Source organism: Ureibacillus sp. FSL K6-0786 (genome assembly GCF_037965165.1).
GTDB lineage: Bacteria > Bacillota > Bacilli > Bacillales_A > Planococcaceae > Ureibacillus > Ureibacillus thermosphaericus.
Genome location: NZ_CP150191.1, coordinates 1,319,850 through 1,340,991, shown reverse-complemented (window position 1 = coordinate 1,340,991; position 21,142 = coordinate 1,319,850). Strand labels below are relative to the sequence as shown.

The following is a 21,142-nucleotide window of genomic DNA, read 5'->3' as shown; positions in this document are numbered from 1 at the left end:
CCGAATTTTAGATTTAAAAGTATTGAGTGCTTTGACTTTGAAAATGATATACTTGTTTAGAATGTAATGAAGGCGAATGAGTAGTCCTCTTATTGATAAAGGAGTGTACGAAGATGTTATCGAAATACAGTAAACCGTTAACAATTAATAATATAGAGCTCGATTATACAAAAGAAACTTTTGTGATGGGGATTTTAAATGTAACACCCGATTCTTTTTCTGACGGGGGAAAGTATAATTCAATCGATGCCGCAATTGCACATGCGAAACAGATGGTTCAGGAAGGTGCGAAGATTATTGATGTGGGTGGAGAATCGACACGACCTGGTTATACTCGTATTCCTGATGAAGAAGAGATTGCTCGTGTCGTGCCAGTGATTAAAGCTTTGAGAGAAGAAGTACCTGCCATTATATCAATTGATACTTACAAATCAGCGGTTGCTCGTGCGGCATTGGAAGCTGGTGCCCATATCATTAATGATATTTGGGGCGCGAAGGCAGATCCGGAAATGGCCAAAGTGGCTTTTGAATATAATGCACCTATCATTCTAATGCATAATCGAGAGAACACGAATTACAAAAATTACTTCGAAGATTTTTTAAATGATTTAAAAGAAAGTATTGATATTGTGAAAGCAGCTGGTGTTCCAGACGAGCATATCATACTTGATCCGGGAATAGGGTTTGTGAAAAACTTGCAGCAAAGTATTGAAACGATGCAACGATTAGATGAACTTGCAGAATTGGGATACCCCGTTTTGTTGGGGACTTCGAGAAAACGAATGATTGGCACTATTTTAGATGTTCCATTACATGAAAGAGTAGAAGGTACTGCGGCGACATGTGCATATGGTGTCATGAAAGGTTGTCATATTGTTCGAGTGCATGATGTAAAAGAAATAGCAAGAACCGTGAAAATGATTGATGCATTGATGGGGAAATTTGAAGTGAAAAATGAACTTCCTGAGAGACACTAATTTCGATAGGAGGTCTATTATGGACTATATACATTTGCGAGATATGCAATTTTATGGATATCACGGTGTATTACCTGAAGAAACAATGTTAGGGCAGCGTTTTCGAGTTACAGTATCTCTTGCGGTCAATACGAAAAAGGCAGGGGAAACAGACGACCTGCAATATACAGTGAATTATGTAGAAGTGTATGAATTATGCAAATCAATCATGGAAGGAGAGCCCTTCCAATTAATTGAAGCAGCTGCAGAAACCATTGCTTCATCAATCTTACAAAAATATGAAGGACAAGTGTTTGGATGCAAAGTGGAACTAATTAAACCAGATCCACCTATTCCAGGCCATTATAAAGAAGTAGCTGTTGAAATAGTAAGGGGTCATTATGGTGAATGATGTTTATTTATCTTTAGGTACAAACTTGGGAGATCGGGAAAACAATTTAAAATCTGCCATTGATTTGCTTCAAAGTAAGGAGGGGATATGGATAAAAAAAATATCCCCAATTTACGAAACGGCTCCAGTGGGGTATGTTGATCAGCCCTCTTTTTTAAACATTGCGATTTATGCACAAACAATACTTTCACCTATTGAATTGTTACAGACCTGTCAATTAATTGAAAATGATCTCGGTCGGGTTCGCAATATCCGCTGGGGGCCAAGAATTATTGACCTTGACATTTTATTATTTAATAACGACAATATTGAGTCAGAGAATTTAATCATTCCACATCCTCGAATGTTTGAAAGAGCTTTCGTATTGGTTCCGCTGTTAGATATTGCATCTAAGCCATACTCGGAAAAGTTGATTCAAGCGGAGGCAGCATTAAAGAATATCAACCTTGAAAAAGAGGGCATTAAAAAGTGGAAGGATTATTTTTCTTTGTAACAATACGTATTACGACACTCGACACTATGAAGTAGTGACGGATATAAAAACACTTTTATGGAAAGGAGGTATAGGCCATGGAAGAGAAAAAGCCGTTCCAAATAGGAGATATCGTGATGGCAAACCGTGTAGTACTAGCTCCAATGGCAGGAGTGAGTAACGTTGCTTTCCGGCTAACGGTTAAAGAATTCGGTGCGGGTCTTGTTTATGCTGAAATGATCAGTGATAAAGGACTTATTTTACGCAATAAAAAAACGTTAGACATGCTTTATATAGATGAAAGGGAAAAACCAATCGCCTTGCAAATCTTTGGGGGTGAAAAAGAAACCCTCGTTGAAGCGGCCAAGTTTGTAGATCAACATACGAACGCGGATATTATTGACATCAATATGGGATGCCCTGTAAATAAAATTATTAAATGTGAAGCAGGAGCGAAGTGGTTACTGAATCCGGATAAAGTGTATGAAATGGTAGCGGCAGTTGTTGATGCGGTGGAGAAACCGGTGACGGTAAAAATGCGGATTGGTTGGGATGATGAACACATTTTTGCTGTTGAAAATGCCCAAGCGATTGAAAGAGCTGGCGGCAGTGCTGTAGCCGTTCATGGTCGTACAAGGGTTCAAATGTACGAAGGGAAAGCGAATTGGGAAATCATTCGCCAAGTGAAGGAAAATGTAAACATTCCTGTAATCGGTAATGGCGATGTAGAAACTCCACAAGATGCAAAACGAATGTTGGATGAGACGGGTGTAGACGCGGTGATGATTGGTCGAGCTGCGTTAGGAAATCCATGGATGATCTATCAAACCGTACAGTACCTCGAAACAGGTGAGTTAAAACCAGAGCCATCTGTTCAGGAAAAAATAGACGTTTGTTTATTACACTTTGATCGTTTGATAAAATTAAAAGGTGAATTTGTTGCCGTACGTGAAATGCGTAAACATGCAGCTTGGTATTTAAAAGGGATTCGTGGCAATGGCATTATCCGTAATGCGATTAATCAAGTTGAAACAGCCGAAGAATTGCGTGCAATTTTAAATAACGTGGTTGAACAAAGTAGAGAGCAACAAGAACGAGAGATGCATGTTGTGTGAAAACTAATGGTTACGATTATTGTGAAGCGCTTAATTAAGCAATATAAAAAGCCGTCTCAACAACTGAGGCGGCTTATCCTGAATTGGTAAGATTATGCGTTTGATTGTTCCTTTGTTGGTCCCATGACACCCGGTACAGGTAGGCCAGCTTGTCTTAATAATACTTGCATCTGTGCTCTGTGATGAGTTTGATGATCAATAAGCATGCGTAGTACTGCTCCAATCGCAGTAGGTTGTCCAATCATATCCACTTCTTTTTCTAATGAACTATCATCTAGTTTCTTAACCGCATTTACAACTTCTTCGTTTACTTTTTTATATTCGTCAATGATTTCTTTCATTGTAGTTGGCGGTGTAGATGGATTGATTTGGACATTTAGTGATTGCCCTATTAATCCGCAAAAGAATAAAGGGGCATTTGTTAAGTGCCAGCTTAAAAATTCAAGAGAATTATGACCTTCAACAATAGCAACATACTTTTTATCTTCCGTAATGGATTCCATAATTGCTATAGTACCCGCACTATTGTGTTGCCAATCTTTTATAAAATCGTCTATTTTACGATACATGGAAACACCTCTCTCAAAAAGTTGAATCTTTTATCTGAATATAAGAACATTATATACAAAAGTAGAAAAATTACCCTAATCAAAAATATAAGGGAACTAAAAAAATCTTTCAAAAATGATGAAGAGAAGATAGAAATTGTGTACAATAGATACATTGTGGACTATGAACAGAACGTTTTAAAATTATGAGGAGTGAAAGACGTGTCAAACATTGAAGAATTAAATGATCAACTTTTGGTGAGACGCCAAAAGTTAAGTGATATTCGTGAAAAAGGTATCGATCCATTTGGCCAACGTTTCGAGCGCACACACTTGTCTTCAGATGTTTTCAAACAATTTGATGTATTTACGAAAGAAGAGCTAGAAGAAAAAAATGATGAAGTAGTCATCGCAGGTCGTATTATGACAAAACGTGGGAAAGGGAAAGCTGGTTTTGCCCACATTCAAGATTTGGCTGGCCAGATTCAAATTTATGTTCGTCAAGACCGAGTAGGCGATGAAGCATACGATTTATTTAAACATGCAGATTTAGGAGATATCGTGGGCATCCGCGGAGTTGTTTTCAGAACAAATGCAGGGGAGCTTTCCGTAAAAGCAAACGAATTTACTTTCCTAACGAAATCACTGCGCCCAATGCCTGAAAAATTCCATGGATTGCAAGATGTTGAACAACGTTATCGTCAACGCTACTTAGACTTGATGACGAATGCTGATAGCAAAGAGACGTTTATTACTCGTTCAAAAATTATTCGTTCTATTCGAAACTATTTAGATGGACAAGGTTATTTGGAAGTAGAGACGCCAATTTTACACACTGTTGCTGGAGGGGCAGCTGCTCGACCATTCATTACGCATCATAACGCATTAGATATGGATCTATATTTACGTATTGCATTAGAATTGCATTTAAAACGTTTAATTGTTGGCGGACTCGAAAAAGTATATGAAATAGGACGAGTGTTCCGAAATGAAGGTATTTCAACACGTCACAATCCAGAATTTACATTATTAGAGCTATACGGTGCATATTTAGATTACCGAGATATTATGGAATTGACGGAAAATTTAATTTCTCATGTAGCACAAGAGGTGCTTGGTACAACGAAAATCCAATACGGTGAAGAAGAAATAGACCTTTCACCAGGATGGAAACGAGTGCATATGGTTGATGCAATTAAGGAAGTAACCGGGGTAGACTTCTGGCAACCTATGACATTAGAAGAAGCGAGAAGTTTAGCGAAAGAACATGGTGTGGAAATTCAAGAAATGCATGAAGTGGGACACATCATTAACGAGTTCTTCGAGCAAAAAGTAGAGGAAACATTAGTACAACCAACATTCGTTTACGGACATCCTGTTGAAATTTCGCCATTAGCAAAGAAAAATCCAGAAGATGAACGCTTCACAGACCGTTTTGAATTATTTATCGTTCGTCGTGAACATGCAAATGCGTTTACAGAATTGAACGATCCAATCGATCAACGCGAACGTTTTGAAGCGCAACTAGCTGAAAAAGAAGCAGGAAATGACGAAGCACATGATATGGATGAAGATTTCATCGAGGCTTTAGAATATGGAATGCCTCCTACAGGTGGATTAGGTATCGGTATTGACCGATTAGTTATGTTACTAACCAATTCTCAATCCATTCGTGACGTATTATTATTCCCAACAATGCGTCCAAGAGATTAATTAGCTGGTTATAGAAAATCATTAGTTCAATCTATGGCTGTCTAGAAAATCTCTAGACAGCCAACTTTTTATAGACATGAAAGATGAAATCCTTAATCGCTTTCATTCAACGTAATTTTTTGTATTCCTAAATCTGTGGTTATTGTTGATTCATTAGTCTAATTCTTTTCTTACATCAGAATAGTGTGGGAGTTTTACATTATTTGATTTTATTTAGAGACCTTATATCATTTTTAGTTCAATGATATAAGGGGATATTGTTTTCAAACAATAAAAAAATTAAATGTAAAATAATTTATAACGCTAGATAAAAAATGTTGAAAAATATGTTGACATTTGATTAGGTAAGGTGATAATATATAAAAGCTGTCGCTAAGAGAAAGTAATTCTAATAAAGATCTTAACGAAAGTGATAAAAAAATGAAAAAATCCAAAAAAAGTTGTTGACAAACGAGTTGGTAAACGATATAATTAAAGAGTTGTTTCAAAAAAAGAAGAATGAACCTTGAAAACTGAACAACAAAACGTTAATGCAATAAATTATCTAGTTGTTAACCCTCGTTGACAAACTAGATTCGGACATTAAATTTTGAGCAAATCAAATTTTCTTTTATGGAGAGTTTGATCCTGGCTCAGGACGAACGCTGGCGGCGTGCCTAATACATGCAAGTCGAGCGAACCAATTGAAAGCCTAGCTTTCATGAGGTTAGCGGCGGACGGGTGAGTAACACGTGGGTAACCTGCCCTATAGACTGGGATAACTCGCGGAAACGCGTGCTAATACCGGATAATACATCAAAGTGCATGCTTTGATGTTGAAAGATGGTTCTGCTATCACTATAGGATGGGCCCGCGGCGCATTAGCTTGTTGGTGGGGTAACGGCCTACCAAGGCGACGATGCGTAGCCGACCTGAGAGGGTGATCGGCCACACTGGGACTGAGACACGGCCCAGACTCCTACGGGAGGCAGCAGTAGGGAATCTTCCACAATGGGCGAAAGCCTGATGGAGCAACGCCGCGTGAGCGAAGAAGGTCTTCGGATCGTAAAGCTCTGTTGTAAGGGAAGAACAAGTGCAGTAGTAACTGGCTGCACCTTGACGGTACCTTACTAGAAAGCCACGGCTAACTACGTGCCAGCAGCCGCGGTAATACGTAGGTGGCAAGCGTTGTCCGGAATTATTGGGCGTAAAGCGCGCGCAGGCGGTCTCTTAAGTCTGATGTGAAAGCCCCCGGCTTAACCGGGGAGGGTCATTGGAAACTGGGAGACTTGAGTGCAGGAGAGGGAAGCGGAATTCCATGTGTAGCGGTGAAATGCGTAGAGATATGGAGGAACACCAGTGGCGAAGGCGGCTTCCTGGCCTGTAACTGACGCTGAGGCGCGAAAGCGTGGGGAGCAAACAGGATTAGATACCCTGGTAGTCCACGCCGTAAACGATGAGTGCTAAGTGTTAGGGGGTTTCCACCCCTTAGTGCTGCAGCTAACGCATTAAGCACTCCGCCTGGGGAGTACGGTCGCAAGACTGAAACTCAAAGGAATTGACGGGGGCCCGCACAAGCGGTGGAGCATGTGGTTTAATTCGAAGCAACGCGAAGAACCTTACCAGGTCTTGACATCCCGCTGACCGCTATGGAGACATAGCCTTCCCTTCGGGGACAGCGGTGACAGGTGGTGCATGGTTGTCGTCAGCTCGTGTCGTGAGATGTTGGGTTAAGTCCCGCAACGAGCGCAACCCTTGTCCTTAGTTGCCATCATTCAGTTGGGCACTCTAAGGAGACTGCCGTACAAATACGGAGGAAGGTGGGGATGACGTCAAATCATCATGCCCCTTATGACCTGGGCTACACACGTGCTACAATGGACGGTACAAACGGTCGCGAAGTCGCGAGACGGAGCCAATCCGAAAAAACCGTTCTCAGTTCGGATTGCAGGCTGCAACTCGCCTGCATGAAGCCGGAATCGCTAGTAATCGCGGATCAGCATGCCGCGGTGAATACGTTCCCGGGCCTTGTACACACCGCCCGTCACACCACGAGAGTCTGTAACACCCGAAGTCGGTGAGGTAACCCTTTCGGGAGCCAGCCGCCGAAGGTGGGACAGATGATTGGGGTGAAGTCGTAACAAGGTAGCCGTATCGGAAGGTGCGGCTGGATCACCTCCTTTCTAAGGATATTTACGGAAGCATTAGCGTTTTGTGTTCAGTTTTGAAGGTTTATGACCTTCAAAGTTATAGTGTTGTTCTTTGAAAACTGGATAAACGACATTGAAAGCAAGATATTTACTGTAAAGTTCTTAATTTTGGTTAAGTTATTAAGGGCGCACGGTGGATGCCTTGGCACTAGGAGCCGATGAAGGACGGGACTAACACCGATATGCTTCGGGGAGCTGTAAGTAAGCTTTGATCCGGAGATTTCCGAATGGGGGAACCCACTGTTCGTAATGGAACAGTATCTTAACGTGAATCCATAGCGTTAAGAAGGCACACCCAGGGAACTGAAACATCTAAGTACCTGGAGGAGAAGAAAGAAAAATCGATTCCCTGAGTAGCGGCGAGCGAAACGGGAACAGCCCAAACCAAGAGGCTTGCCTCTTGGGGTTGTAGGACACTCTATACGGAGTTACAAAAGGATGGGTTAGACGAACCGTTCTGGAAAGGACGGCCAGAGAAGGTAAAAGCCCTGTAGTCGAAAATCCATCCTCTCCTGAGTGGATCCTGAGTACGGCGGAACACGTGAAATTCCGTCGGAATCCGGGAGGACCATCTCCCAAGGCTAAATACTCCCTAGTGACCGATAGTGAACCAGTACCGTGAGGGAAAGGTGAAAAGCACCCCGGGAGGGGAGTGAAAGAGAACCTGAAACCGTGTGCCTACAAGTAGTCAGAGCCCGTTAACGGGTGATGGCGTGCCTTTTGTAGAATGAACCGGCGAGTTACGATTACGTGCAAGGTTAAGCAGAAAATGCGGAGCCGCAGCGAAAGCGAGTCTGAATAGGGCGTTTTGAGTACGTGGTCGTAGACCCGAAACCAGGTGATCTACCCATGTCCAGGGTGAAGGTGAGGTAACACTCACTGGAGGCCCGAACCCACGCACGTTGAAAAGTGCGGGGATGAGGTGTGGGTAGCGGAGAAATTCCAATCGAACTTGGAGATAGCTGGTTCTCTCCGAAATAGCTTTAGGGCTAGCCTCGTGTGAAGAATACTGGAGGTAGAGCACTGTTTGGACTAGGGGCCCACCTCGGGTTACCGAATTCAGACAAACTCCGAATGCCAGCTATTTATACACGGGAGTCAGACTACGAGTGATAAGATCCGTGGTCAAAAGGGAAACAGCCCAGACCACCAGCTAAGGTCCCAAAGTAATCGTTAAGTGGAAAAGGATGTGGCGTTGCTTAGACAACCAGGATGTTGGCTTAGAAGCAGCCATCATTTAAAGAGTGCGTAATAGCTCACTGGTCGAGTGACGCTGCGCCGAAAATGTAACGGGGCTAAACGATTCACCGAAGCTGTGGATTCGTGCGTTGCACGAGTGGTAGGAGAGCGTTCTAAGTGCGTCGAAGTCAGACCGGAAGGACTGGTGGAGCGCTTAGAAGTGAGAATGCCGGTATGAGTAGCGAAAGATGGGTGAGAATCCCATCCACCGAATGACTAAGGTTTCCTGAGGAAGGCTCGTCCGCTCAGGGTTAGTCGGGACCTAAGTCGAGGCCGAAAGGCGTAGACGATGGACAACAGGTTGATATTCCTGTACCACCTCCCCGCCGTTTGAGTGATGGGGGGACGCAGGAGGATAGGGAATGCACGCCGTTGGTCGAGCGTGTCCAAGCAGCAAGGCGTGGAAGTAGGCAAATCCGCTTCCTAATACGCTGAGCTGTGATGGGGAGCGCGTTACGCGCGAAGTTCCTGATTTCACACTGCCAAGAAAAGCCTCTAGCGAGGCGGGAGGTGCCCGTACCGCAAACCGACACAGGTAGTCGAGGAGAGAATCCTAAGGTGAGCGAGAGAACTCTCGTTAAGGAACTCGGCAAAATGACCCCGTAACTTCGGGAGAAGGGGTGCTCATTGGGGTGCAAGCCCTGATGAGCCGCAGTGAATAGGCCCAGGCGACTGTTTAGCAAAAACACAGGTCTCTGCAAAACCGTAAGGTGAAGTATAGGGGCTGACGCCTGCCCGGTGCTGGAAGGTTAAGAGGAGGAGTTAGCGCAAGCGAAGCTCCGAATTGAAGCCCCAGTAAACGGCGGCCGTAACTATAACGGTCCTAAGGTAGCGAAATTCCTTGTCGGGTAAGTTCCGACCCGCACGAAAGGCGTAACGATCTGGGCACTGTCTCAACGAGAGACTCGGTGAAATTATAGTACCTGTGAAGATGCAGGTTACCCGCGACAGGACGGAAAGACCCCGTGGAGCTTTACTGTAACCTGATATTGAATTTCGGTGCAACTTGTACAGGATAGGTAGGAGCCGTAGAAGGGGGAGCGCCAGCTTCCCTGGAGGCGCCCTTGGGATACTACCCTGGTTGTACTGAAATTCTAACCCGCAAGCCTGATCGGCTTGGGAGACAGTGTCAGGTGGACAGTTTGACTGGGGCGGTCGCCTCCTAAAAGGTAACGGAGGCGCCCAAAGGTTCCCTCAGAATGGTTGGAAATCATTCGCAGAGTGTAAAGGCATAAGGGAGCTTGACTGCGAGACCTACAAGTCGAGCAGGGTCGAAAGACGGGCTTAGTGATCCGGTGGTTCCGCATGGAAGGGCCATCGCTCAACGGATAAAAGCTACCCCGGGGATAACAGGCTTATCTCCCCCAAGAGTCCACATCGACGGGGAGGTTTGGCACCTCGATGTCGGCTCATCGCATCCTGGGGCTGTAGTCGGTCCCAAGGGTTGGGCTGTTCGCCCATTAAAGCGGTACGCGAGCTGGGTTCAGAACGTCGTGAGACAGTTCGGTCCCTATCCGTCGTGGGCGTAGGAAATTTGAGAGGAGCTGTCCTTAGTACGAGAGGACCGGGATGGACACACCGCTGGTGTACCAGTTGTCTTGCCAAAGGCACCGCTGGGTAGCTATGTGTGGACGGGATAAGTGCTGAAAGCATCTAAGCATGAAGCCCCCCTCAAGATGAGATTTCCCATTGCATAAGCAAGTAAGATCCCTCAAAGACGATGAGGTAGATAGGTCCGAGGTGGAAGCACGGTGACGTGTGGAGCTGACGGATACTAATCGATCGAGGACTTAACCAATCATTTCAATGTCGTTATCCAGTTTTGAGAGAACAAAAATTATTTTAAAAAAACACTTGCAATTCTTTGATTAAGTGATATAATAGTTCTTGTCTCAAAACAAATAGTCTAGTGACGATGGCAAAGAGGATACACCCGTTCCCATACCGAACACGGAAGTTAAGCTCTTTAGCGCCGATGGTAGTAAGGGGCTTCCCCTTGTGAGAGTAGGACGTTGCTAGGCTAATATATGGAGGATTAGCTCAGCTGGGAGAGCACCTGCCTTACAAGCAGGGGGTCGGCGGTTCGATCCCGTCATCCTCCACCATATCATGCCGGTGTAGCTCAATTGGCAGAGCAACTGACTTGTAATCAGTAGGTTGAGGGTTCGATTCCTTTCGCCGGCACCATTATTCGAGCCATTAGCTCAGTGGTAGAGCATCTGACTTTTAATCAGAGGGTCGAAGGTTCAAGTCCTTCATGGCTCACCATTTTTTGCGGGTGTGGCGGAATTGGCAGACGCACTAGACTTAGGATCTAGCGCCTCACGGCGTGGGGGTTCGACTCCCTCCACCCGCACCATTTAAAATATATATAATTGCGGAAGTAGTTCAGTGGTAGAACACCACCTTGCCAAGGTGGGGGTCGCGGGTTCGAACCCCGTCTTCCGCTCCAATAATGCCGGGGTGGCGGAATTGGCAGACGCACAGGACTTAAAATCCTGCGGTAGGTGACTACCGTACCGGTTCGACTCCGGTCCTCGGCACCATGTAAAATAGAAGTTAGCGCCAGTAGCTCAATTGGATAGAGCGTCTGACTACGGATCAGAAGGTTGTGGGTTCGACTCCTGCCTGGCGCGCCATAAATTCGGGAAGTAGCTCAGCTTGGTAGAGCACTTGGTTTGGGACCAAGGGGTCGCAGGTTCGAATCCTGTCTTCCCGACCATTCATTATATTGGGGCATTAGCTCAGCTGGGAGAGCGCCTGCCTTGCACGCAGGAGGTCAGCGGTTCGATCCCGCTATGCTCCACCATGAACCTTGAAAACTGAACAACAAAACGTTAATGCAATAAATTATCTAGTTGTTAACCCTCGTTAACAAACTAGATTCGGACATTAAATTTTTGAGCAAATCAAATTTTCTTTTATGGAGAGTTTGATCCTGGCTCAGGACGAACGCTGGCGGCGTGCCTAATACATGCAAGTCGAGCGAACCAATTGAAAGCCTAGCTTTCATGAGGTTAGCGGCGGACGGGTGAGTAACACGTGGGTAACCTGCCCTATAGACTGGGATAACTCGCGGAAACGCGTGCTAATACCGGATAATACATCAAAGTGCATGCTTTGATGTTGAAAGATGGTTCTGCTATCACTATAGGATGGGCCCGCGGCGCATTAGCTTGTTGGTGGGGTAACGGCCTACCAAGGCGACGATGCGTAGCCGACCTGAGAGGGTGATCGGCCACACTGGGACTGAGACACGGCCCAGACTCCTACGGGAGGCAGCAGTAGGGAATCTTCCACAATGGGCGAAAGCCTGATGGAGCAACGCCGCGTGAGCGAAGAAGGTCTTCGGATCGTAAAGCTCTGTTGTAAGGGAAGAACAAGTGCAGTAGTAACTGGCTGCACCTTGACGGTACCTTACTAGAAAGCCACGGCTAACTACGTGCCAGCAGCCGCGGTAATACGTAGGTGGCAAGCGTTGTCCGGAATTATTGGGCGTAAAGCGCGCGCAGGCGGTCTCTTAAGTCTGATGTGAAAGCCCCCGGCTTAACCGGGGAGGGTCATTGGAAACTGGGAGACTTGAGTGCAGGAGAGGGAAGCGGAATTCCATGTGTAGCGGTGAAATGCGTAGAGATATGGAGGAACACCAGTGGCGAAGGCGGCTTCCTGGCCTGTAACTGACGCTGAGGCGCGAAAGCGTGGGGAGCAAACAGGATTAGATACCCTGGTAGTCCACGCCGTAAACGATGAGTGCTAAGTGTTAGGGGGTTTCCACCCCTTAGTGCTGCAGCTAACGCATTAAGCACTCCGCCTGGGGAGTACGGTCGCAAGACTGAAACTCAAAGGAATTGACGGGGGCCCGCACAAGCGGTGGAGCATGTGGTTTAATTCGAAGCAACGCGAAGAACCTTACCAGGTCTTGACATCCCGCTGACCGCTATGGAGACATAGCCTTCCCTTCGGGGACAGCGGTGACAGGTGGTGCATGGTTGTCGTCAGCTCGTGTCGTGAGATGTTGGGTTAAGTCCCGCAACGAGCGCAACCCTTGTCCTTAGTTGCCATCATTCAGTTGGGCACTCTAAGGAGACTGCCGTACAAATACGGAGGAAGGTGGGGATGACGTCAAATCATCATGCCCCTTATGACCTGGGCTACACACGTGCTACAATGGACGGTACAAACGGTCGCGAAGTCGCGAGACGGAGCCAATCCGAAAAAACCGTTCTCAGTTCGGATTGCAGGCTGCAACTCGCCTGCATGAAGCCGGAATCGCTAGTAATCGCGGATCAGCATGCCGCGGTGAATACGTTCCCGGGCCTTGTACACACCGCCCGTCACACCACGAGAGTCTGTAACACCCGAAGTCGGTGAGGTAACCCTTTCGGGAGCCAGCCGCCGAAGGTGGGACAGATGATTGGGGTGAAGTCGTAACAAGGTAGCCGTATCGGAAGGTGCGGCTGGATCACCTCCTTTCTAAGGATATTTACGGAAGCGTTAGCGTTTTGTGTTCAGTTTTGAAGGTTTATGACCTTCAAAGTTATAGTGTTGTTCTTTGAAAACTGGATAAACGACATTGAAAGCAAGCAATTTACTGTAAAGCGCAAACAACTAGGCTAACACGACGTAAATGCGACGTGGATTGAAAGCCGTAAGGGTTGCGAGACGCAAGCAAGACAAGGAAATGAGCGAGTGAGAACCGGAGTGTACTATATGCGTACATGAGGATTCGAACGAGCGAAATTGACGAAGTATTGCGCAGCGTATCGAAAACCGAAAAGGTTAAGTTGTTAAGGGCGCACGGTGGATGCCTTGGCACTAGGAGCCGATGAAGGACGGGACTAACACCGATATGCTTCGGGGAGCTGTAAGTAAGCTTTGATCCGGAGATTTCCGAATGGGGGAACCCACTGTTCGTAATGGAACAGTATCTTAACGTGAATCCATAGCGTTAAGAAGGCACACCCAGGGAACTGAAACATCTAAGTACCTGGAGGAGAAGAAAGAAAAATCGATTCCCTGAGTAGCGGCGAGCGAAACGGGAACAGCCCAAACCAAGAGGCTTGCCTCTTGGGGTTGTAGGACACTCTATACGGAGTTACAAAAGGATGGGTTAGACGAACCGTTCTGGAAAGGACGGCCAGAGAAGGTAAAAGCCCTGTAGTCGAAAATCCATCCTCTCCTGAGTGGATCCTGAGTACGGCGGAACACGTGAAATTCCGTCGGAATCCGGGAGGACCATCTCCCAAGGCTAAATACTCCCTAGTGACCGATAGTGAACCAGTACCGTGAGGGAAAGGTGAAAAGCACCCCGGGAGGGGAGTGAAAGAGAACCTGAAACCGTGTGCCTACAAGTAGTCAGAGCCCGTTAACGGGTGATGGCGTGCCTTTTGTAGAATGAACCGGCGAGTTACGATTACGTGCAAGGTTAAGCAGAAAATGCGGAGCCGCAGCGAAAGCGAGTCTGAATAGGGCGTTTTGAGTACGTGGTCGTAGACCCGAAACCAGGTGATCTACCCATGTCCAGGGTGAAGGTGAGGTAACACTCACTGGAGGCCCGAACCCACGCACGTTGAAAAGTGCGGGGATGAGGTGTGGGTAGCGGAGAAATTCCAATCGAACTTGGAGATAGCTGGTTCTCTCCGAAATAGCTTTAGGGCTAGCCTCGTGTGAAGAATACTGGAGGTAGAGCACTGTTTGGACTAGGGGCCCACCTCGGGTTACCGAATTCAGACAAACTCCGAATGCCAGCTATTTATACACGGGAGTCAGACTACGAGTGATAAGATCCGTGGTCAAAAGGGAAACAGCCCAGACCACCAGCTAAGGTCCCAAAGTAATCGTTAAGTGGAAAAGGATGTGGCGTTGCTTAGACAACCAGGATGTTGGCTTAGAAGCAGCCATCATTTAAAGAGTGCGTAATAGCTCACTGGTCGAGTGACGCTGCGCCGAAAATGTAACGGGGCTAAACGATTCACCGAAGCTGTGGATTCGTGCGTTGCACGAGTGGTAGGAGAGCGTTCTAAGTGCGTCGAAGTCAGACCGGAAGGACTGGTGGAGCGCTTAGAAGTGAGAATGCCGGTATGAGTAGCGAAAGATGGGTGAGAATCCCATCCACCGAATGACTAAGGTTTCCTGAGGAAGGCTCGTCCGCTCAGGGTTAGTCGGGACCTAAGTCGAGGCCGAAAGGCGTAGACGATGGACAACAGGTTGATATTCCTGTACCACCTCCCCGCCGTTTGAGTGATGGGGGGACGCAGGAGGATAGGGAATGCACGCCGTTGGTCGAGCGTGTCCAAGCAGCAAGGCGTGGAAGTAGGCAAATCCGCTTCCTAATACGCTGAGCTGTGATGGGGAGCGCGTTACGCGCGAAGTTCCTGATTTCACACTGCCAAGAAAAGCCTCTAGCGAGGCGGGAGGTGCCCGTACCGCAAACCGACACAGGTAGTCGAGGAGAGAATCCTAAGGTGAGCGAGAGAACTCTCGTTAAGGAACTCGGCAAAATGACCCCGTAACTTCGGGAGAAGGGGTGCTCATTGGGGTGCAAGCCCTGATGAGCCGCAGTGAATAGGCCCAGGCGACTGTTTAGCAAAAACACAGGTCTCTGCAAAACCGTAAGGTGAAGTATAGGGGCTGACGCCTGCCCGGTGCTGGAAGGTTAAGAGGAGGAGTTAGCGCAAGCGAAGCTCCGAATTGAAGCCCCAGTAAACGGCGGCCGTAACTATAACGGTCCTAAGGTAGCGAAATTCCTTGTCGGGTAAGTTCCGACCCGCACGAAAGGCGTAACGATCTGGGCACTGTCTCAACGAGAGACTCGGTGAAATTATAGTACCTGTGAAGATGCAGGTTACCCGCGACAGGACGGAAAGACCCCGTGGAGCTTTACTGTAACCTGATATTGAATTTCGGTGCAACTTGTACAGGATAGGTAGGAGCCGTAGAAGGGGGAGCGCCAGCTTCCCTGGAGGCGCCCTTGGGATACTACCCTGGTTGTACTGAAATTCTAACCCGCAAGCCTGATCGGCTTGGGAGACAGTGTCAGGTGGACAGTTTGACTGGGGCGGTCGCCTCCTAAAAGGTAACGGAGGCGCCCAAAGGTTCCCTCAGAATGGTTGGAAATCATTCGCAGAGTGTAAAGGCATAAGGGAGCTTGACTGCGAGACCTACAAGTCGAGCAGGGTCGAAAGACGGGCTTAGTGATCCGGTGGTTCCGCATGGAAGGGCCATCGCTCAACGGATAAAAGCTACCCCGGGGATAACAGGCTTATCTCCCCCAAGAGTCCACATCGACGGGGAGGTTTGGCACCTCGATGTCGGCTCATCGCATCCTGGGGCTGTAGTCGGTCCCAAGGGTTGGGCTGTTCGCCCATTAAAGCGGTACGCGAGCTGGGTTCAGAACGTCGTGAGACAGTTCGGTCCCTATCCGTCGTGGGCGTAGGAAATTTGAGAGGAGCTGTCCTTAGTACGAGAGGACCGGGATGGACACACCGCTGGTGTACCAGTTGTCTTGCCAAAGGCACCGCTGGGTAGCTATGTGTGGACGGGATAAGTGCTGAAAGCATCTAAGCATGAAGCCCCCCTCAAGATGAGATTTCCCATTGCATAAGCAAGTAAGATCCCTCAAAGACGATGAGGTAGATAGGTCCGAGGTGGAAGCACGGTGACGTGTGGAGCTGACGGATACTAATCGATCGAGGACTTAACCAATCATTTCAATGTCGTTATCCAGTTTTGAGAGAACAACCTCTCATATAGTGAAGTGACGATGGCGAAGAGGTCACACCCGTTCCCATACCGAACACGGAAGTTAAGCTCTTCAGCGCCGATGGTAGTAAGGGGCTTCCCCTTGTGAGAGTAGGACGTCGCTTCGCAAAAGGCACCACAATAGTGGTGCTTTTTCTGTGAAAATAATTTAATTCCACTTAGCCCATGAATAGCTTCAATCTATTGAGGGTAATATATAAATAACCTAAAAAAGACAATAAGAAAGCAGAGCTACCTAATGGAAGGTAACTTTGTTTAAACTTATTCTTCTTTGGTTATACTAATTAATTAAAGGTTCTTTATAAGGCTCCTTATTAATTAGCATGGAGTAAATGATTCGAAGCATTCGATGCGATATGGCAACGAGTGCTTTTTTCTTTCCTCTTCTTGCAGCAATCGACCAATATTTAGCAGCTAACCAACGATTCCTACTTCTAGAGATTGCCCATGCTACTTCGCACAGTACAGTTTTGATATGAGGATTCCCTTTAGTCGTTTTAGTTGACTTTCGTTTTCCTGCACTTTCATGATTTCCTGGAGCAACTCCGGCCCAAGACGCTAAGTGTTGAGAGGTAGGAAATTGTTCCATGTTCACCCCAATCTCTGCAATAATAATTGCTGCGGAATCCTTTTTAATACCCGGAATCGTTAGTAATAACTCCACTTCTTCTTTATAATTCTTCAGAATTTCATCTATTCTTTCCTCGATTTGGCTGATTAATGATTCTAAATAAACGATGTGTTGCCAAGATTGTTTGATTAGAAAGATTTGATGATCGTTTAAAGTACCGAATAAAGAGTCTGTAATCATTTGTTTTTTGTGCTTCATTCTTCCGTGAATACTATTTTCTACATCAATGGAATCAACATATCCATTTTGAATTAATTTGGATAGAAGTTTTGTAAGCCCGAATTCAAATGACGCATTGAAAACTTAAAACAGGGATTAAAAAAGCGCACCTTTCGGTACGCACGACAAATAGCCCTACAATCTTGAATTTTTTCAGATTGAGGGCTATTTTGCTATTGCACATGATTCACGTATATTTTTAGACCAAGGCAAGTAGCGATCGATTATTTCTGGTTGCTGATGGATTGGGAGGTTCGGGAGTTCTGTCAATACTTTGACCAAGTATTGATAGAAATCAATTCCATTAGCTTTTGCCGTTTCAGCTAAACTCAAACAAATGGCATTGGCATCAGCTCCCAATTCACTCACAGAGAAAAGCCAGTTCTTCCGACCAATCACACTCGGACGAATCGCATTTTCTGCTGGGTTATTGTCAATCGCAATTCGACCGTCATACAGAAATGCTTTTAGACCTTCGGCATGTTTCAAGGTATAGTTTGCCGCTTCCGCAAGGGAACTTTTGCCGTAAAAAGGAGATTCATCTACCCATTGTAAGAATTCTTCCACAATCGGTTTGGAATATTTTTTTCGTGCTTTTCGACGTTTGCTTGGTGAAAGTTTCTTAAACTTTCGTTCCAATTCGTAGAGTCGATTACAATATTCTACACCTTTTTCGGCGTTTTTACTGTTGGCTTTTAACCATTTTCTACGCACATGTGCCCAACAATTGGCGAATGTGACGTTAGGTAAACCAGCGTATGCAGAATATCCGTCACAAATGATGGTTCCCTTGAACTTTTCCACGAAGTCTTTTAAAACTTCCCGACTTCGCGATAACGCACTATGAAACATGACGATGGTCGGCCCTTGAGAAGCAACGCTTCGGAATACCCAGTTATAAGCATTAGACTGAGCCGACTTTCCATCCGAACGATTGAGTATTTGAGCGTATGTTTCATCAATATGAAGAATTGATTTTTTCATAAGGAGCTCTTTCATACGATGGTAGATTGGATGAAGCCAATCCTCCGCGATTCGAATTACCCAGTTCGATAAATTTTTATCGTTTGTAAGGAGACCATAACGGTTCCATTCCTTTACCTGGCGATATAAAGGTAAATATTGAACAAACTTATCGTAGATGATTTTTGCCAAGACCGTTGGTCCAGCAATACTTCGTTGAATCGCTGGTTGTGGTGCTTTGCCTCGTTTGATTTGTGAATTTTTGCTGAGATCTTTTTTACAATTCCTGCACTCATAAGCGTGTTCGATATGTCGAACACGCTTCACAATAGCCGGTATAAATTTTGCTTCCTCACGAACAATCGTGCTGCCGATCTCTGTCATCTGAGATTGACAACACTCGCATTGTAAGTTTTCAGGGTGATGATGAATTTCTTCAATTTCTAAACCATCCACGAAGAAATCGTTTCGTTTCTTTTTATGTATTTTACGAACAACTGTATAGGTAACAGTGTCCGTGCTTTGTTCTTCTGTGTGCTCAGGTTCGTTAAAAAAAGAGTCATCATCAAATAAAGAACATTGTCCATCTGGAGCTTGGTACTTTGATTTTTCTGATTTTGAGCCATAAAGAAGCTTTGTTAAATAGCGAACTTGTTGTGACAACGATTCAATTTGTTTCAACAGTTCTTCATTTCTCTTATTGGATTGCGCGAGTTGTTCTTCTAATAATTGAATTAATTTTTCATACGAATCATTGCTCACATCATTCACCACATTTCCGTACAAATTCAATATTGTCTTGATTATATCACTAGTAATCATTGGTTAAAAGACACCTTTTTTAGATTTTTGTATGGCTTTCGGTTGATGAATTGTGAGTCCTTCAAGTAACCAACGAAGTTGTTGTTGCGTGAGCCGACGAACTTCATTTTCATTTCGTGGCCATTGGAGTTTGCCATTATCCAATCGTTTATAAAGCATAGCGAAGCCATCTCCATCAAAGTATAAACATTTATAACGATCTTTCCTTCGACCGCAAAACAAGAAGATTGCCTCGCTGTATGGATCGAGTTCGAATGAATCCTGAATTAGCGTTGCTAGACCGTCGATTCCTTTTCGCATATCTGTATGACCGCAAATGATATAGATATTTTTGCATTTTGTAAAATCATGAATCATTTCGATTCAACTCCCTGATAACCGCTTGAAGTAATTGAGGTTTGACACCGGGGTAGAAGGAGATTTTACACTGATTGGATTGAATGACGCATATTGGTCTGAGTGGACCACGACTTTCTGGGGATGGAGTTGGATCAGATTTGGACTCTAATTTTACAGGCACGATATTGAGTTTTTCCGTTGCCAAAAAAAGAACACCTCCTCTGTAATTGTTACTTTCATCTTAAAGGGAGGTGTCATTGATTTATAGGCGTTGTTTGATTTCGGGCTTACGAAGTTTTCTTCCAGAAACACCAAACACATCTGAAATAACTGAATTTAGTTTAACATTTGAGCATTCTAATACTTTCAGAATCCTATTTTTTTCTGAAGTCAAATGGCCGATCCATTTTTTACGAAGCCGAGTTAAATCACGAAGGTTTCGTATATCTTCTGGTGGAACAAAACTTTTTTCAATCAGTCCATAACGCAATAACTTCGCAATCCACTCTGCATCCGAAACATCTGTTTTTCTTCCAGGGACATTCTTGATTCTTTGAGCATTCGCTAATGTAATATCAAAGTAATCCTCCAAAATGTTATAAACAGGTTTCCAATAAACTCCAGTACTCTCCATCGCAATGTGCGTAATGCCATGGTTTTCCAACCACTTTAGTAAACGAAAGAGATCCTTTGTTAAAGTGGGGAAAGTTTCTGTTTCAATGAATAATTCATCGTCCTGTTCGCCAATCATGACACAAGCAACAATTGTTTCAGCATGTACATCTAATCCTGCACAACGTGTCATCAGTACATCCAATATAATCCCTCCCATAAAGTAGATTCACAAACAGCGAGTGAATTTGAAATATAAGCATTTTTCTGTACGTAGTCATCATTCCAAATGAATGAGCTAACAATGGGTTGTTCACCAAATCCACTCAAACAGTTTTTTATTCAGGGTATCATCCACCATAAAAGCCTACGTATTGTTAACTGTTTGTGTTATCTACATTATGGGAAAGAAATATCCATTTTCATGCCAGGGTTGTGAATGAAAATTCATGATTGTTTTTTTTGCAAAAATTGAAGCCCCTTACTAACAAGGACTGAAAGTCCGATCGGCGCGATACAGAGTAAGCCCGAAATCAAACAACGCCTATAAATCAATGACACCTCCCTTTAAGATGAAAGTAACAATTACAGAGGAGGTGTTCTTTTTTTGGCAACGGAAAAACTCAATATCGTGCCTGTAAAATTAGAGTCCAAATCTGATCCAACTCCATCCCCAGAAAGTCGTGGTCCACTCAGACCAATATGCGTCATTCAATCCAATCAGTGTAAAATCTCCTTCTACCCCGGTGTCAAACCTCAATTACTTCAAGCGGTTATCAGGGAGTTGAATCGAAATGATTCATGATTTTACAAAATGCAAAAATATCTATATCATTTGCGGTCATACAGATATGCGAAAAGGAATCGACGGTCTAGCAACGCTAATTCAGGATTCATTCGAACTCGATCCATACAGCGAGGCAATCTTCTTGTTTTGCGGTCGAAGGAAAGATCGTTATAAATGTTTATACTTTGATGGAGATGGCTTCGCTATGCTTTATAAACGATTGGATAATGGCAAACTCCAATGGCCACGAAATGAAAATGAAGTTCGTCGGCTCACGCAACAACAACTTCGTTGGTTACTTGAAGGACTCACAATTCATCAACCGAAAGCCATACAAAAATCTAAAAAAGGTGTCTTTTAACCA

The 21,142-nt window shown here is 45.1% G+C and carries 12 protein-coding genes, 9 tRNA genes, 6 rRNA genes and 1 pseudogene; 22 read left to right on the top strand and 6 right to left on the bottom strand.

What is annotated here, in order from left to right:
• The first annotated feature begins 113 nt into the window (after positions 1 to 113).
• The 4 genes from folP (at position 114) to dusB (ending at position 2,955) form a co-directional block, all read left to right on the top strand.
• On the top strand, positions 114 to 977 hold the full coding sequence (gene folP, locus NSQ18_RS06545; RefSeq protein ID WP_016838827.1) for a dihydropteroate synthase: 864 nt from the start codon (positions 114 to 116) through the stop codon (positions 975 to 977).
• A gap of 19 nt (positions 978 to 996) precedes the next feature.
• Positions 997 to 1,368 (top strand): dihydroneopterin aldolase, encoded by a 372-nt coding sequence (folB, locus tag NSQ18_RS06540; RefSeq protein ID WP_016838826.1) that lies wholly within the window; start codon positions 997 to 999, stop codon positions 1,366 to 1,368.
• A complete protein-coding gene (gene folK / locus NSQ18_RS06535) occupies positions 1,358 to 1,861 on the top strand; it encodes a 2-amino-4-hydroxy-6-hydroxymethyldihydropteridine diphosphokinase (RefSeq protein ID WP_016838825.1) in 504 nt (167 codons plus the stop codon). The genes folB and folK overlap by 11 nt, the downstream gene beginning before the upstream one ends.
• A gap of 77 nt (positions 1,862 to 1,938) precedes the next feature.
• Positions 1,939 to 2,955 carry a tRNA dihydrouridine synthase DusB gene (gene dusB, locus NSQ18_RS06530; protein WP_016838824.1) on the top strand — a complete coding sequence of 339 codons (1,017 nt, stop codon included), beginning with the start codon at positions 1,939 to 1,941 and terminating at the stop codon, positions 2,953 to 2,955.
• 92 nt (positions 2,956 to 3,047) lie between these two features.
• Here the strand turns inward: dusB and NSQ18_RS06525 are convergent, their stop codons facing one another.
• Positions 3,048 to 3,524, bottom strand: coding sequence for a DinB family protein (locus NSQ18_RS06525; protein WP_016838823.1), 477 nt, complete (start codon positions 3,522 to 3,524; stop codon positions 3,048 to 3,050).
• A gap of 192 nt (positions 3,525 to 3,716) precedes the next feature.
• Between NSQ18_RS06525 and lysS the strand changes: the two genes are divergently transcribed.
• The 16 genes from lysS (at position 3,717) to rrf (NSQ18_RS06445) (ending at position 16,512) form a co-directional block, all read left to right on the top strand.
• Entirely contained in the window at positions 3,717 to 5,216 is a 1,500-nt protein-coding gene (gene lysS, locus NSQ18_RS06520; protein ID WP_172597811.1) for a lysine--tRNA ligase, read from the top strand.
• A 609-nt stretch (positions 5,217 to 5,825) separates the two neighbouring features.
• Positions 5,826 to 7,378, top strand: a 16S ribosomal RNA gene (locus NSQ18_RS06515).
• Positions 7,379 to 7,515: 137 nt separating this feature from the next.
• Positions 7,516 to 10,442: ribosomal RNA gene (locus NSQ18_RS06510) — 23S ribosomal RNA — on the top strand.
• A 107-nt stretch (positions 10,443 to 10,549) separates the two neighbouring features.
• Positions 10,550 to 10,665: ribosomal RNA gene (gene rrf / locus NSQ18_RS06505) — 5S ribosomal RNA — on the top strand.
• An 8-nt stretch (positions 10,666 to 10,673) separates the two neighbouring features.
• Positions 10,674 to 10,749: transfer RNA gene (locus NSQ18_RS06500), tRNA-Val, on the top strand.
• Between the two features lie 6 nt (positions 10,750 to 10,755).
• Positions 10,756 to 10,831: transfer RNA gene (locus NSQ18_RS06495), tRNA-Thr, on the top strand.
• A 6-nt stretch (positions 10,832 to 10,837) separates the two neighbouring features.
• Positions 10,838 to 10,912: transfer RNA gene (locus NSQ18_RS06490), tRNA-Lys, on the top strand.
• 6 nt (positions 10,913 to 10,918) lie between these two features.
• Positions 10,919 to 11,003 (top strand) — tRNA-Leu (locus NSQ18_RS06485).
• Positions 11,004 to 11,021: 18 nt separating this feature from the next.
• Positions 11,022 to 11,096, top strand: a tRNA-Gly gene (locus tag NSQ18_RS06480).
• A 5-nt stretch (positions 11,097 to 11,101) separates the two neighbouring features.
• Positions 11,102 to 11,190, top strand: a tRNA-Leu gene (locus NSQ18_RS06475).
• A 16-nt stretch (positions 11,191 to 11,206) separates the two neighbouring features.
• Positions 11,207 to 11,283: transfer RNA gene (locus tag NSQ18_RS06470), tRNA-Arg, on the top strand.
• A 6-nt stretch (positions 11,284 to 11,289) separates the two neighbouring features.
• A tRNA-Pro gene (locus NSQ18_RS06465) sits at positions 11,290 to 11,366 on the top strand.
• 11 nt (positions 11,367 to 11,377) lie between these two features.
• Positions 11,378 to 11,453: transfer RNA gene (locus NSQ18_RS06460), tRNA-Ala, on the top strand.
• 111 nt (positions 11,454 to 11,564) lie between these two features.
• Positions 11,565 to 13,117 (top strand): 16S ribosomal RNA (locus tag NSQ18_RS06455).
• A 304-nt stretch (positions 13,118 to 13,421) separates the two neighbouring features.
• Positions 13,422 to 16,348: ribosomal RNA gene (locus NSQ18_RS06450) — 23S ribosomal RNA — on the top strand.
• Between the two features lie 48 nt (positions 16,349 to 16,396).
• A 5S ribosomal RNA gene (gene rrf, locus NSQ18_RS06445) occupies positions 16,397 to 16,512 on the top strand.
• The 16S, 23S and 5S rRNA genes sit together here with 9 tRNA genes alongside, the layout of an rRNA operon.
• Before the next feature lie 173 nt (positions 16,513 to 16,685).
• Here the strand turns inward: rrf (NSQ18_RS06445) and NSQ18_RS06440 are convergent.
• The 5 genes and pseudogenes from NSQ18_RS06440 to NSQ18_RS06420 all read right to left on the bottom strand — a co-directional run.
• Positions 16,686 to 17,234 (bottom strand): transposase, encoded by a 549-nt coding sequence (locus NSQ18_RS06440; RefSeq protein ID WP_339289475.1) that lies wholly within the window; start codon positions 17,232 to 17,234, stop codon positions 16,686 to 16,688.
• A 186-nt stretch (positions 17,235 to 17,420) separates the two neighbouring features.
• A complete protein-coding gene (locus tag NSQ18_RS06435; protein ID WP_339289473.1) occupies positions 17,421 to 19,040 on the bottom strand; it encodes an IS66 family transposase in 1,620 nt (539 codons plus the stop codon).
• Positions 19,041 to 19,043: 3 nt separating this feature from the next.
• A complete protein-coding gene (tnpB, locus tag NSQ18_RS06430; RefSeq protein WP_208651007.1) occupies positions 19,044 to 19,397 on the bottom strand; it encodes an IS66 family insertion sequence element accessory protein TnpB in 354 nt (117 codons plus the stop codon).
• Positions 19,387 to 19,584: a hypothetical protein gene (locus tag NSQ18_RS06425; RefSeq protein ID WP_339287782.1), complete on the bottom strand. Its 198-nt coding sequence runs from the start codon at positions 19,582 to 19,584 to the stop codon at positions 19,387 to 19,389. The genes tnpB (NSQ18_RS06430) and NSQ18_RS06425 overlap by 11 nt, the downstream gene beginning before the upstream one ends.
• A 93-nt stretch (positions 19,585 to 19,677) precedes the next feature.
• A pseudogene (locus NSQ18_RS06420) lies at positions 19,678 to 20,196 on the bottom strand (transposase); the annotation flags it as partial.
• 402 nt (positions 20,197 to 20,598) lie between these two features.
• On the opposite strand from NSQ18_RS06420, the gene NSQ18_RS06415 reads away from it, so the two are divergent.
• Together NSQ18_RS06415 and tnpB (NSQ18_RS06410) are read left to right on the top strand one after the other, a co-directional pair.
• On the top strand, positions 20,599 to 20,796 hold the full coding sequence (locus NSQ18_RS06415) for a hypothetical protein (protein WP_339287782.1): 198 nt from the start codon (positions 20,599 to 20,601) through the stop codon (positions 20,794 to 20,796).
• Positions 20,786 to 21,139 carry an IS66 family insertion sequence element accessory protein TnpB gene (tnpB, locus tag NSQ18_RS06410; protein WP_208651007.1) on the top strand — a complete coding sequence of 118 codons (354 nt, stop codon included), beginning with the start codon at positions 20,786 to 20,788 and terminating at the stop codon, positions 21,137 to 21,139. The genes NSQ18_RS06415 and tnpB (NSQ18_RS06410) overlap by 11 nt, the downstream gene beginning before the upstream one ends.
• Positions 21,140 to 21,142 lie beyond the last annotated feature (3 nt).